General features: G+C 75.1%; 6 protein-coding genes. All 6 read right to left on the bottom strand.

Annotation, left to right across the window (positions count from 1 at the left end; genetic code table 11):
• Window positions 1-96: 96 nt before the first annotated feature.
• The 6 genes from ACH4K1_RS02485 to ACH4K1_RS02460 all read right to left on the bottom strand — a co-directional run bounded on the left by ACH4K1_RS02485 (window position 97) and on the right by ACH4K1_RS02460 (window position 13,227).
• The gene (locus tag ACH4K1_RS02485; protein WP_398085684.1) at window positions 97-1,977 is read right to left on the bottom strand and encodes a GMC oxidoreductase; all 1,881 of its coding nucleotides are present in this window, start codon (window positions 1,975-1,977) and stop codon (window positions 97-99) included.
• A gap of 162 nt (window positions 1,978-2,139) precedes the next feature.
• Window positions 2,140-3,756: a succinic semialdehyde dehydrogenase gene (locus ACH4K1_RS02480; protein WP_398085681.1), complete on the bottom strand. Its 1,617-nt coding sequence runs from the start codon at window positions 3,754-3,756 to the stop codon at window positions 2,140-2,142.
• A gap of 173 nt (window positions 3,757-3,929) precedes the next feature.
• Window positions 3,930-5,570, bottom strand: a complete 1,641-nt coding sequence (locus ACH4K1_RS02475) for a serine/threonine-protein kinase (RefSeq protein WP_398085679.1) — start codon at window positions 5,568-5,570, stop codon at window positions 3,930-3,932.
• Between the two features lie 140 nt (window positions 5,571-5,710).
• Complete coding sequence (locus tag ACH4K1_RS02470) at window positions 5,711-7,438, bottom strand: protein kinase (RefSeq protein ID WP_398085676.1); 1,728 nt, start codon at window positions 7,436-7,438, stop codon at window positions 5,711-5,713.
• A gap of 145 nt (window positions 7,439-7,583) precedes the next feature.
• The gene (locus tag ACH4K1_RS02465) at window positions 7,584-10,913 is read right to left on the bottom strand and encodes a protein kinase (RefSeq protein WP_398085674.1); all 3,330 of its coding nucleotides are present in this window, start codon (window positions 10,911-10,913) and stop codon (window positions 7,584-7,586) included.
• Window positions 10,914-11,121: 208 nt separating this feature from the next.
• Window positions 11,122-13,227: a serine/threonine-protein kinase gene (locus tag ACH4K1_RS02460; RefSeq protein WP_398085671.1), complete on the bottom strand. Its 2,106-nt coding sequence runs from the start codon at window positions 13,225-13,227 to the stop codon at window positions 11,122-11,124.
• Between the last annotated feature and the right edge of the window lie 213 nt (window positions 13,228-13,440).

Below are 13,440 nucleotides of genomic sequence, written 5' to 3'. Positions count from 1 at the left end.
GCGGCTCCCCGAACGGTTGCCCGGAGGAAGATCACGGATTGGGCACGGCTCCCGGGCGGGGCACGGGCGGGTGCGCGCGCCCCGGACCAGGCACGGTCACGGGTGGGATACCGGGGTGTCCCCCACGCCCTCCACCTCCTTCCCGGCCTCCGCCGTCCCCTTCGGCGGCACCACGGGGATGCCCAGGAACGGCAGTTTCAGCGCGCCGAACGCCTCCTTCGGCACGGCGGGCGTGCGCGGGGCGACGGCGGTGAGCCGTTCGTACGCCTCGCCCTGTGCCGGGCGCGGGTCCGCCTCGCCCTTGTTGGGCCAGAAGGACATCGCGCGCTCGGCCTGGGCGGTGATCGTCAGGGACGGGTTGACGCCGAGGTTGGCGGAGACCGCGGAGCCGTCGACCACGCTGATGCCGGGGTGGCCGTAGAGGCGGTGGTACGGGTCGATGACGCCTTCCTCCGCGCTCGCGCCGATCGGACAGCCGCCGAGGAAGTGGGCGGTGAGCGGGGTGCCCATCAGCTCGCCGATGTTGGACCCGGGGAAGCCGTTGATCTCCTCGGCGAGCAGGGTGGCGCCCCGGGTGGCGTCGGGTATCTGGACCGGGTTGGGGGCGCCGTGGCCCTGGCGGGCGGTGAGCAGGCCCTTCCCGATGCCGCCCGGTTTGCGGTACGTGGTCAGGGAGTTGTCCAGCGACTGCATGACGAGCCCGATGATGGTGTGCTCGGACCAGCGGTGGTTGGAGAGCGAACGGAGCGCGAGGACGGGGTGCTTGGCCACGTTGCCGAGCCAGCCGAGGACCCGGTGGCCGCCGTAGGGCACCTGGAGGATCGTCAGCGAGCCCATGGCGTTGGAGCCCTTGCCGTAGCGGGCGGGTTCGATGTGGGTGTTCTCGTCGGGGTGGATCGAGGAGGTGATCGCGACGCCCCGGGTGAAGTCCGCCTTGGGGACGCCGTGCTTCTTGCGGTAGCGGCGGTCGCTGGTCTGCGCGCCCACCAGCCCCTCGGAGTTGGTCCGGGTCAGCTCGCCGAGCTTCGGGGAGATCCGGGGCAGCAGCCCCCGGTCCTTCATGGTGTGCAGCAGGGTCTGGGTGCCGTACGTTCCGGCGGCGATGACGACCTTGCGAGCGCGCAGCTTGGCGGGCTTGGCCCGGCGGCGGCGGTCGGTGGGGACGGTCAGGACGCGGTAGCCGCCCCGGGCGTCGTCGGTGACCGCGACGACGGAGGTCATGGGGTGGATGACCGCTCCGGCCTGCTCCGCGAGGTGGAGGTAGTTCTCGTTCAGCGTGTTCTTCGCGCCGTGGCGGCAGCCCGTCATGCACTCGCCGCACTCGGTGCAGGCCGTGCGGTCGGGGCCCGCGCCGCCGAAGTACGGGTCGGGGACGGTGTCGCCTGCCGTGGCCTTCGCGGTGCCGTCGGCGTCCTTGCCGTCGCCGAAGAAGACGCCGACCGGGGTCAGGTGGAAGGTGTCCCCGACGCCCATGGTCTCCGCTACGGCCTTGAGGTGGACGTCGGAGGGGGTCATGGTCGGGTTGAGGCGGACCCCGAGCATCCGGCGGGCCTGGTCGTAGTACGGCTTCAGCTCGTCCTGCCAGTCGGTGATCGAGGCCCACTGGCGGTCCTGGAAGAACGGGGCGGGCGGCACGTACAGGGTGTTGGCGTAGTTGAGCGATCCGCCGCCGACGCCGGCCCCGGCGAGCACCATGACGTTGCCGAGCAGGTGGATGCGCTGGAGGCCGAAGAGGCCGAGGGCGGGGGCCCAGAGGTAGTTCTTGATGTCCCAGGAGTTCTTGGGGAGCGTGTCGCGGGTGAAGCGGCGGCCCGCCTCCAGGACGCCGACGCGGTAGCCCTTCTCGGTCAGCCGGAGGGCCGTCACCGCGCCGCCGAAGCCCGAGCCGACGACCAGCACGTCGTAGTCGTACGCGGCGTCGTCCTCGGCCGGGACATGGCGCACGGCCTGTTTCTGGGCAGGGCTGACCTGGGACATGGCACTCCTCGGAACGGAATCGGTACGAAAAGGGCGGACGGTGCGGCGGCCGGGGCGGGCCCGGCGGCGGCCCGGACACGGCCGGACGGGCCGACCCCGGCCCCGGGAGCGGCCGGAGGGGCCGCGCCCCGGGGCGGCCCCGGCACGCGGCGGCCTGCGGGTTCAGCGCAGTCGGAACGCCTTCATCGCCTTGAGGCTGCGGGTCATGAACGCGGCGTACTTCTCGTCGTCCATCCCGAAGGCGGGCGCGAGCGGGATCAGCCGCTGCTGGGCGACGGTCTGGGCCTCGGTGTACTTGAGGATGCCCTCGGAGCCGTGCCGCCTGCCGAGGCCGGAGTCCTTCATGCCGCCCATCGGGGACTGGACGCTGCCGTAGGCGGGGGCGTACCCCTCGTTGATGTTGACGGTGCCGGTGCGCAGCCGGGCGGCGACCTCGTGGCCGCGCCGGGAGTCGGTGGTCCAGACGCTGGAGTTGAGGCCGTACGGGGTGGCGTTGGCCAGCGCGACCACCTCGTCCTCGTCGCTGAAGCGGTAGATCGAGACGACCGGCCCGAAGGTCTCCTCGGTGCAGACGGCCATCGGGGCCTCCACCCCGTCCAGGATGGTCGGCTCGTAGAACAGGGGGCCGATGTCGGGGCGGGCGACCCCGCCGGCGACGAGGGTCGCGCCCTTCTCGACGGCCTCCTCGACATGGCGGACGACCGTCTCCAGCTGGCGCTCGCCGACGAGCGAGCCCATGTCGGCCCCGTAGGCGAGGGAGCTGCCGAGCCGCATGGCGCGCGTCCGGGCGGCGAACCGCCGCACGAAGTCGTCGGCGACCGACTCGTGGACGTACAGCCGCTCGATGGAGATGCAGAGCTGTCCGGCGGAGGAGAAGCAGGCGCGGACGGCTCCTGCCGCGGCCTTCTCCACGTCGGCGTCCTCCAGGACGAGCATGGCGTTCTTGCCGCCGAGCTCCAGGGAGACGCCGACCAGCCGGGAGGCGGCGCCGACGGCGACCTCGCGGCCGGTACGGGTGGAGCCGGTGAAGGAGACGTAGTCGGCGCGGGCGACGACCTCGGGGCCGACGACCGGGCCCTCGCCGAGGACGACCTGGAAGACCTCGGCGGGCAGTCCGGCCTCGATCAGCAGGTCGCGGGCCCACAGGGCGGTGAGCGCGGTCTCCGTGTCGGGCTTCATCACGACGGCGTTCCCGGAGACGAACGCGGGCAGCGCGTCGCCCACGGACAGCTCCAGCGGGTAGTTCCAGGGGGCGATCTGTCCGACGACCCCGCGCGGCTGGCGCAGTTCGGTGACCTTGGTGAGGGTGGGGACGACGCCGGTGTGGCGGCGGGGCTTGAGGTAGGCGGCGGCCTTGCGCCCGTAGTGGCGGGCGGCGACGGCGACGGCCTGCACCTCCTCGTGGGCGTGCAGGCGCGCCTTGCCGGTCTCCAGCTGGATGAGGTCGAGGACCTCGGACTGGCGGCTGAGGACGAGGTCGTGGAAGCGCAGGAGGATCGCGGCCCGCTGCCGTACGGGGACGGCGGCCCAGAGGGGCTGGGCGGCGCGGGCCCGGTCGAAGGCGGTGGCGACGTCCTCGGGGGTGGACTCGGGCAGGTCGGCCAGCTTCTCCCCGGTGAAGGGGGTGTGGTTGGCCGTACGGCCCGACCCGACGACACCGCGGGTCAGCTGGGCGATCACCTCGGGGGTGACCACGTCGGCGGCCGTGCGCACGCCGGCGGGGGCGACCGCCACGGGGTTGGTACCGAGAGGGGCGTCAGGGGCCTGCGAGTCCGTCATGGGGCCGAGAGTATGTCCCGCCGGAGCCTTTGGGTACCCGTGGGTAACAGTTTTTCACAGGACCCGCCACCGCCGCGCGCCGCACCCCTCAACCCAGCCAGTGATCGCTGGCGACATAACCGCTGATCAGTGGCGTTGCGGCCGACCGCCGGGCGGCGGTCGGCGCGCGGCGCTCAGGGGGAGTGAATTTTCAACCCCTCGACGACCTCGTCGAAGATCGCCTCGCCGTCCTTCGCCGCCTGCCCCTTCGCGGGCATCCGCACCCGCACCTTCCAGTAGGGGTCGCTCTTCTTCTCGCCGGGGATCAGCAGCTCCCGGAAGCGGTGGCGCAGCGGGTCGTCGTCGGACGAGCCGTAGGGGACGTACACGATGTCCATCTCGAACGCCTTCCGCCCCTGGTGCGTGGTGTCCTCGGACGTGACGGAGACCTCCTTCATCTCCGTGGTGCCGGACCCGCCCTTCTCGTAGTGCCGCTTGAGCGCCGCCTTGTCGGCCCCCGGGTCTTCGTCGGTGGGGCCGTCTCCCTTCAGGGCGAGGTGCCAGAAGTCGATCTCGAAGACGCCGCTGGGGTCCGTGTACCAGACCACTTCGCCGCTGTCGTTCTGGGACCTCTTGTACTCCTCCGGCACCGCCACGTCCGCCGACAGGACCTCGTTCTCCGGCCGGACCTGCCAGCCCTCCGGCGGCCCGTCGCCCGCGAACGGGTTCAGCAGGACCAGCACGAGTGCGACCACCACGGCCAGCGCCCCACCGCCGAGGGCGAACTGCGCGGCCCAGTTGCGGTGCAGCACCGGCGGCACCCACTTGCTGCCGTCGCCCGCGCCCGCGGTGAGAGCCGCGTACGGGGAGGCGGCCGGAGCGGGGGCCGCGAGCTGCTGGAGCACCTGGCGGACCTCGGAGGCCGGCGGGCGCGCGGCCGGGTCCTTGCGGAGCAGCTGCATCACGAGCGTGCCGAACGCGCCCGTGCCCCGGGCGGGCGTCTGCGGCTCGGCGGACAGCACGGCCTGGAGGGTGGCGGGGGTGTGCGAGCGGCGGTACGGGGACATGCCCTCGACCGCCGCGTACAGCAGGACGCCCAGCGACCACAGGTCCGACTCCGGTCCGGGGCGCTGCCCGAGGACCCGCTCCGGGGAGATGTACTCGGGCGAGCCGATGAACGCGCCGGTCTCGGTGAGCCGCTGCTCGCCCTCGACCTGGGCGATCCCGAAGTCGGTGAGGACGACCCGGTCGCCGGCGCCGAGCATGACGTTGTCCGGCTTGACGTCCCGGTGCAGGATGCCCATCGCGTGGGCGGCCGTCAGCGCGTCGAGGACCGCGAGGCCGATCCTGGCCGCCTCACGGGGGTCCAGGGTGCCTTCCTGGAGGCGGTCGCCGAGCGAGTGGCCGCGCACCAGCTCCATGACGATCCACGGCTTGCCGTCCTCGATCACCACGTCGTGGACGGTGACGACGGAGGGGTGGTCGATCCGGGCGGCGGTCCGCGCCTCGCGCCGCATGCGCTCGTACACGGTGGAGTGCTCGCGCTCGCCCAGGTGCTCCGGTACGCGGGGCTCCTTGACGGCCACCTCGCGGTCGACGACCTCGTCGTGGGCCCGCCACACCGTGCCCATCCCGCCGTGCCCGAGCCGGGCGAGCAGCCGGTAGCGCCCGCCGACCATCCGGTTCGCCGCAGGGGCCGGGGCGCTCGCCGGGACCGTCGGGGAGGGGATGGGCGCCGGGGGCGCGGGATGCGGTGCGCCGAAGCCGCCCGGCGCGTGCGGCGGTTGGAGTCCGTAGCTGGTGGGCTCGTGGGCCCGTCCCCCGTGATCTGTCATGCCCATCATCCTGGATCACCCGCCGGGTCCGGCACCACCTGGAACGGGCGGCAGGTACGAAGCCGTGACCGTACGGCGGTCCCGACGCGGCGCCGAAGGCCGCGTGCCCGGGCCGACGCGGCGCGGGGCCGCCGCCGGGGTCACTGCCGGGCCCGGGGGGCGCGCCAGCTCCGGAGCATGATGTCGAACTTCTCGCGGCTCTCCGCCCAGCTGTCCTGAGGGGCGGTCAGGTACAGGGCGTACTCGGGCCCGCCGGGGCCGCCGTAGTACATCTGGTCGATGCCGTGCCGGGGTCCCGCGTGGTCCTTGGTCTCGTTCCAGGTGAACTCCCAGAGGGCGCCGGGACGGTCGCGGAAGGTGTTCTCCTCCATCCCGATCCGCCGGTAGCCGGGCAGCCGTTCGGAGAGTTGCTCCTCCATGCTCTGCATGTGCAGGTACGGGTGGTCGAAGTCCGGATCCGGGTCGACGCTGATGCGGATGCGGTGGGCCCCGCCGTCCGGGGTGTAGTCGATCTGGCCGTCCTGTACCTGCCGCGTCCAGCCGTCGGGCACCACCAGACTGAAGCCCGCCGGGTCGTCGACCCGGGTCCAGCCCTCGGGCGTCCCGGACGTCCCCGATGCGGGGGCGTCCGTCTCCGGTGGGGCGGCGGGCGCGGACGGCGTGCTCCCGGCGGCCGTGCCGCCACGGGGGGCGCCGGGGGTGGCGCCGGGGGTCTCCGACCCTTCCCCGTACTTCATCGCGATCAGCCCGGCCGCGCCGCCGAGGACGGCCGCGGCGACGACCACGGCGAGCACCGTGCGCCACCGGGAGCCGGCGCGCCGGGTCGCCGGGGCGGTGGCCGGGGGCGCCCGGTCCGGGACGGGGGCCGGGGCGGCGTGCGGGGCCGCGGAGGCCGCTCCGGGCAGTCGGGCGGTGGCCCCTTCGGAGCCGGGCGGGCCGGCGGGGGCGTCGGAGCCGTGCGGGCCCCGGTAGCCGTACCGGGACTCCTCCGGGTAGCGCTGGGTGGGCACATGGGCCTGGGCGGCCCGGGGTTCGCGCCCCTCCATGGCGTCCAGCAGCATCTGCTCGGTCTGCGCGGCCGTGGGCCGGTCCTCCGGCTCCTTGCGGAGCAGCGCGGTGATCACGGATCCGAGCGGACCGGCGTTGACCGGCGCGGGCGGCTCGTCGGTGACGACCGCCTGCATGGTGGAGATCGGGGACGTACGGCGGAACGGGGAGGCCCCCTCGACCGCCGTGTACAGCGTGGCGCCCAACGACCAGAGGTCGGAGGCCGGGCCCGGGTCGCCGCCGCGTACCCGCTCCGGGGCCAGGTAGTCGATGGAGCCGACCAGTTCGCCGGTACGCGTGATGGTGGAGTCGCCCTCGATGGCGGCGATCCCGAAGTCGGTGAGGAGCACCTGCCCGTCACGGGCCAGCAGGACGTTGCCCGGCTTGACGTCGCGGTGCAGCACCCCGGCGCTGTGGGCGGCGCGCAGGGCGCTGAGCACGTGCAGCCCGATCCGGGCCGCCTCGCGCGGGGCGAGCTCGCCGCTCTCCTTGACGGCGTCGGCGAGCGAGGGCCCGTCGACGTACTGCATGACGATCCAGGGCCGTTGGTCGTACTCGATCACGTCGTGGACGGTGACGACCCCGGGGTGCGTGATACGGGCCGCCGCCCGCGCCTCCTTCTGCGTCCGGGCGTGCAGGACGAGCCGGTCGGCCTCGGCGACGTACAGCCCGGCGGTCAACTCCTTGACGGCCACCGTGCGGTGCAGCAGTTCGTCATGGGCCTGCCAGACCTTGCCCATGCCGCCCCGGCCGAGCACGTCGCCCAGCCGGTAACGCCCCGCCAGCACCAGTCCCGCGTCCGTGCCCTGTGATCGATCCACGTGATGTCCCCGCCCCGTTCCTCGGATTCGCCACATTACGGAGGCGGGGCGAGCGGGCGGAACGGGGGATCGCCCACGAGACCGCACTGTGATGGTTGTCGCCCTCGCACAACCCCCGCGGCGGAGCTGCCGCGGTGACGCGGGGTCAGCGGGCCACCCGGTAGGAGGCGACCGCCTGCTCGTAGACCTCGGTGACCCTGTCCCGGTCGTTGACGGGGCCGATGACCTGGATGACGTGGTACCGGCCGTCGACGATCATCGCGAGGTTGCGGACGAACACCTCGCGCCCCCCGCTCTCCTGCCAGGTGAACTGGCCCTCGGCCATGGCCTGCCGCCCGACGTCGACCCGGCGCACTCCGGACGAGGAGGACCAGCTGGAGTCCCGGAACGGCTGGAGTTCGGGCTCCTTGTCCCGCTGGTAGGCCAGCGGATCGCCGCCGCCCGACGCCACCGTGTCCCGACCGGGCACGACGAGCAGGGTGAACCCGTCGCTGCCGTAACGGATCTGACGGTCGGCGTTGGCGGGGCTGCGCTGCCAGTCCTTCGGCACTCCGACCTCGAAGCCCTCCGCGTCCTTGCGGAGCGCGTAGCCGGCGGGCAGCGCGACGGCCGACCGGCTGGTCTGCGGCTGCTGGGAGCCGGTGTCGGCGGAGGCGCTCCGGGAGGCGGACGGGCTGGGCCCGCCCGACGCCGGGGGCGGTGCGGCGGAACCGGTGGACGCGGGGGCGCCGCCGCCCTCGACCGGCTCCTGCTTCGGCAGGAACAGCACGGCGTACGCGACGGCCGCGGCCATCAGGAGCAGGATCAGGATGAGCAGCAGCCGGCCCAGGTTGCGCGGGGAGGAGGACTCCCCGCCCCGGCGCGGCGGTTCCCGCAGCACCCGGGGGCCCTTGGGCGCACGCGGGGCGCGGGCCGGGCGCTCCTCCTCCCAGGTCCCCACGGTCATGGGCGCGGACCGGTCGGGCGGCAGCAGCGACTCCTGAGGATCGGACCGGTCGAACCGCTTCGCGGTCTGGCGGCCCCGGCCCTGGCGGTGCCGCCCCTGGGCCGCGCCGCCGCCGAACCGGCCCCGGCGCCGGCGGACCAGCTCGCCCCGGCGGCGCACGATGGGGAGCCGGGCGGCGTCGGGCGCGGGCAGCGGTACGACGTCGGCGCCCGCCTCCGGTTCCGGCGCGGAGCGCACCAGCGAGCGGAGCCAGCCGCTCAACTCCTCGACGTCCGGACGCTCGGTGGGGTCCTGGCGCAGCAGCGACTCGACGACGGGCCGCAGCGGACCGCACTCCTCCGCGAAGGCGGGCGGCTCGCCGCACACCATCTGGACCAGTTCGGCCGCGTTCTCCTCGGGGTAGGGGGCGTGGCCCTGGACGGCCCGGTACAGCAGCGCGCCGAGCGCCCACAGGTCGGTGGAGGGGCCGATCGGCGGGGCGAGCTGCCAGTTCTCGTGGACCGGCCCCGCCTGCTCGGGGGCCCAGCGCTCGGTGACGGCTCCGACGACGGCTATCCGCGCCTGACGGGCGCGTTCGGCGGCGAGCGGGGTGGCGGGGCCCCGGTGGACGGCGGGTTCGCGACCGCCCGCGACGGCTTCCTCCCAGCCGCGGGGGGCGTTGCGCCCGCCCGGGTCCGGGGCGGTACGGACCGGCGGCTTCGGGAGGCGGTCCGGCAGGCCCGGCCGCCGGGAGTCGGCGCGCAGGGCGTCCTCGCCCGAGCCCCCGGCCGGGACGGGCCGCCCCGCGCCGGGACCGTCGTCCCAGGTCCCGGCGAGGTGGACGCGCCGGCCCGGCGGCCGGGGGCCCTCCTCGTCGTCCTCGTCGTCCTCGTCGTCGTAGGGGTCCTCGGCGGGGTCGCCCCAGGGGGCGGCCGCCGGGCGGGGAACGCCGGGGGCGGGGCGGCGCTGGAGGGGGAGGACGCCGGGGGCGGCGTCGGTGGTGGGGTCGGCGGCGTCGGTGGTGGGGTCGGCGGTGGTGGAGTCGGCGGCGTCGGCGGTGGGGCCTGCGCCCGTCTCCTGGCCTGTGTCCGTGGCGGGTCCGCCGCGGTCCGCGTCCCTGCCGGAGCCGGGGCCGGTGCGTGCGTCGCCCGGCGCTCCCGGCGCGGCGGGGTGCGCTCCGCGCTCCTCCGGCCGCGGGGGCTTCGTGAGGCCGGCCGGGGCGTGGCCGGACCCCTCCCGGTCCTCGGTGACGCGAGCGGCGGCGCGCGCGCCCGCGCGGTAGGCGGCGATGGCTCCGGCGCGGGCGGCCCGCAGCTGGGCGGCGCTCGACGCGCCCGGCTCGGCGGGCGGTACGGCGGTGTACGGGACGGCGGGCGCGACGGGACGCGGGACGATCTCCTGCGCGGCCTCCGGCGCGGAGGACCGGCGGGGCTCCCCCGGTGCGGAGGCGTCGAAGGGCTCCGGGTCCGGCGTCCGCCCCGGCCCACGCGAGGGCCCGGCGTCCCGGCCGGACGGCTCTCCCCCCGGCGGCAGACCGTACCGGCCCTCCCGGCCGTCCCCGCGCGGCACGTACCCCCGGGGCAGCGGCGGAACCGGGAACCCGCCGGTGGCACGGCCCTCCCGGCCCCCGCCGTCGTACCCGGCGTACTCCTGCCCGTCCTCACCGTCCTGGAGGTCCGCGTACCCCCGACCGTCCTGGACGTCCGCGTACCCCTGAGCGCTCCCGTCCGCCCGGCCCTCCGCGAACTCCCCGGCGCTCCCGTACTCCTGGACGTCCGCGTACTCTCCCGCCGCCCCGTACTCCTCGACGTCCTCGACGCCCTCGTAGGGCGCGTGGCCCCCGTGCGCGCCGCTCCCGCCCGGCGGGAGCGGCCGGACGTCGCCGAACTCCCCCCGCGGGGCGGGCTCGGGGGCGGGGATGCCGTACGTCGTCGGGCCGTCCGCCGGCTCGGCGTCCGGCAGCGGCGCCGGGGCGTACCCGCAGAGCGCCTCCTCGGCGGCGCCCGTCGCGAGGCCGGTGAGCACGACGCGGCCGTCGTCGCAGACCAGGACCGTGCGCACGGTGATGTTGCGGTGGGTCCAGCCGTGGGCGTGCAGCACGCGCAGGGCGGTGAGCACGTCGGAGCCGATCTCGGCGGCCCGATAGGGGTTGAGGGGGCGTTCGGCGAGGAGCGCGGCGAGCGGGCGGGCAGCCACCAGCTCGCTCACTATCCACAGCGAACCCGCCTCGGCGAACACGTCGTAGACCTGGTCGAGCCGGGGGTGGTCGGGTACCTGGGCGGCGGCCTGCGCGGCCTCGATCGCCCGCCGGACCACGGGGTCCGCGCTGCGGCGGACCGCCCGCTCGGCGGACCGCCCGGCCGCCGGTGCCCGCCCGTCCGCGTCGAGCACCTCCGCGTCCACGATCTCCGGCAGCGGCACCTGGCGGACCAGGACCTCCTGCCCGCTGTAGGTGTCGAACGCCCGCGTCTCCGCCAGTTCGTACCCGTCCGAAGGGGGCAGCGGAAGGCGGTAGCGGTCGGCGAGCACCCGACCCGCGTAGTCGTCCACGTCGCCTCCCCAGAGCGCGCTGTTCCCCGGCCGGCACAAGCCGAACGTATCCGCCGGTCACGGCCGGGCGGCGGGCTGTCGGCCCGCCGTACCGGCTGCGTACGGTCCTCGTCCTCTTACGATACGTGGCAAGGCGGGCGGACGGGCCGGGTCGCGCCAACCCGGCCCGAACAAACGTTTACCCGTCACCCCTCCCGGGGCGCGGCGGTCACTTCGTGGGCGTGAACGTGCCGAACGCCGTGTCGCGGAGCGTCCTGCACTCCTCGCCGTCCCACGCGTCGATCCTGCAGCTGATCATGATCGAGTAGCCGCGCCCGGCGTCCACCTTGAAGCCCCGGTTGAGCACCCGGACCCGGACGCCGTTGTGGCTGCGCTCGAACGTCCAGTCCGCGACGGTCGGATAACCGTTGTACTCGACCTTCTTTATGCTGCCGTGCTTGTAGCCGTCGCTGAGGAGCTTGGCGCTGCCGACCGCTCCGCGCCAGGCGGCCGCCGCGTCGTCCCGGGGCGAGCTGTTGAAGTCGACCTGGACGCGGGGGAAGCTGCCCCGGCGGACGTTGTAGATACCGCCGGAGTTGCTGCCCGCGATCCCGGTGCGCTTGAAGTCTCCGGGCATCGCCATGGTGAAGTGGAACCGGCTGTCGGTGATCTCCCGGTAGCCCGCGGGCAGGGCGTCGCCCCGACCGGACCCGTCCCCCTCCTCGTCCTCGGGACCGCCTGTCTTCGGGGCGTCGGAGGCGTCGCCCGAGGGGTCGGCGGAGGCGCGGCCGTCGTCCGTGCCCTGGCCCTCCTTCTGGCCGCCGCCCTTCTCCCCGGCCGAACCGCCGCCCGTGTCCTCGCCCTTGCCGTCGGCGCCGGCCGACGCGGCGGTGCCGCCCTTGCCGCCCTTGCCCGGGTCCTCACCGCCCAGGGTGAGGGCGAGGACCGTGCCGAGGATGGCGAGGGCGACGACGGCCGCGATGATCGCGAGGGTGCGGCGGGGCACCACGTCGGTGATCGAGGCACGGGTGGAGGCGGGACCGTACGGCGGACGCCGGCCCGGTACGGAAGGGCTCGCCGTCGTCGTGGACGCGGCGGCGCCGGAGGCGGCGGCCCCCTTCGCGGCCCCCGCCGCGGACGCCGTGGCCACCGCGGGCTTCGCACCGGTGGCGGAAGTCCCGGGCGGGGCGGGGGGCTTGGGCGGCGCGACGGGCGTTCCGGCGGCCGCGGCCGGGGCCCCGGCGGCGGCCGCGCCCGCGGCGGCTCCCGCGGCGACGGCCGGGGTCTTCGCGTTCCGTACGGAACGCAGGGCTCCGCGCAGCCGGTCGCGGGCGCCCTCGCCGGTCTCGCCCGGTCCGGTGGACTGCTTCGGCGGCTTCACGGCCTTGGGCTTCGGCGCCCGCTTCACGAGGGGGTCGAGGGCGGGGGCCGGCGGAACGGCCATGATCTGGGTCGAGTCCACCGGAGCGGGGGCCGGGGCGTCGGGCGCGTTGACGACGGCGTTGAGCAACGCCCGCGCCCCGGCGTCGTCGAGCCGCTGCTCGGGGTCCCGTTCGAGCAGCCCGTAGATGACGTCGGTGAGCGGCCCGGCGTTCTTCGGCGGGTCGAGCGGCTCGGTCATCACCGCGGTCAGGGTGGCGATGGCCGAACCCTTGTCGTACGGCGGGCAGCCCTCGACGCTCGCGTACAGCAGTCCGCCGAGGGACCACAGGTCGGCGGGCGGGCCGGGCTTGTGGCCGCGCGCCCGCTCCGGCGAGATGTACGAAGGGGCGCCGACGAGCATGCCCGTGGAGGTGACCGAGGGGTCGCCCTCGACCTGGGCGATGCCGAAGTCGGTGAGCACGACGCGCCCGTCCTCGGCGATCAGCACGTTGGACGGCTTCACGTCGCGGTGCAGGATGCCCTCGCGGTGCGCGGAGCGCAGCACGTCGAGGATGGCGAGTCCGACCTCGGCGGCGCGTCTCGGCGTCAGCGTGCCGTCCTCGCGGATCGCCTCGGCGAGCGACTTGCCCTCGATCAGCTCCATGACGATCCACGGGCGGTCGTCCTCGTCGACCACGTCGTAGACGGTCACCGCGCTGTTGTTGCGGATGCGCGCGATCGCCTTGGCCTCGCGCAGGGTGCGCGTGATCAGGCGGCGCTTCTCCTCCTCGTCGATCGCCGAGGGGAACCGCAGTTCCTTCACGGCGACCGTGCGGCCGAGCGTCTCGTCGTCGGCGCGCCAGACCGTGCCCATGCCGCCCCGGCCGAGCACCTCACCGAGCCGGTAGCGCCCCGCGAGGAGACGACCGTCCTTGTCCCGTTGGGGCTCCCGTGCCTGCTCCGCCTCCGACATGCGTCCCCTCTGCGATCAACCCGCCCTGGCAGAGCGTTCATTGTCCCTCACCCCGGGACCGGTCCTGGTGCCGGGTCCGGGGTCCGCCGCGACACGGCCCGGGAGGGAATCCCCCACAGCCTCCTCCCTACCGGGCCCTCCCGTCCAGGCCGGACCGGACGCGCGCCCCCGCTCCACCCGGCCGGGGAAACGGGGGCGGCCCGGGCCCGAAGG

The sequence above is a fragment of the Streptomyces sp. NPDC017448 genome, from assembly GCF_044330565.1.
GTDB lineage: Bacteria > Actinomycetota > Actinomycetes > Streptomycetales > Streptomycetaceae > Streptomyces.
The sequence above is the reverse complement of the archived record's forward strand: the minus strand, read 5'-3'. Positions and strand labels throughout refer to the sequence as shown.

What these genes read in the sequence shown, in the direction of transcription:
- ACH4K1_RS02460 (WP_398085671.1), bottom strand. Translation starts at nt 13,227, where the DNA reads ATGTCGGAGGCGGAGCAGGCACGGGAGCCCCAACGGGACAAGGACGGT.
- ACH4K1_RS02480 (WP_398085681.1), bottom strand. Translation starts at nt 3,756, where the DNA reads ATGACGGACTCGCAGGCCCCTGACGCCCCTCTCGGTACCAACCCCGTG.
- ACH4K1_RS02485 (WP_398085684.1), bottom strand. Translation starts at nt 1,977, where the DNA reads ATGTCCCAGGTCAGCCCTGCCCAGAAACAGGCCGTGCGCCATGTCCCG.
- ACH4K1_RS02475 (WP_398085679.1), bottom strand. Translation starts at nt 5,570, where the DNA reads ATGACAGATCACGGGGGACGGGCCCACGAGCCCACCAGCTACGGACTC.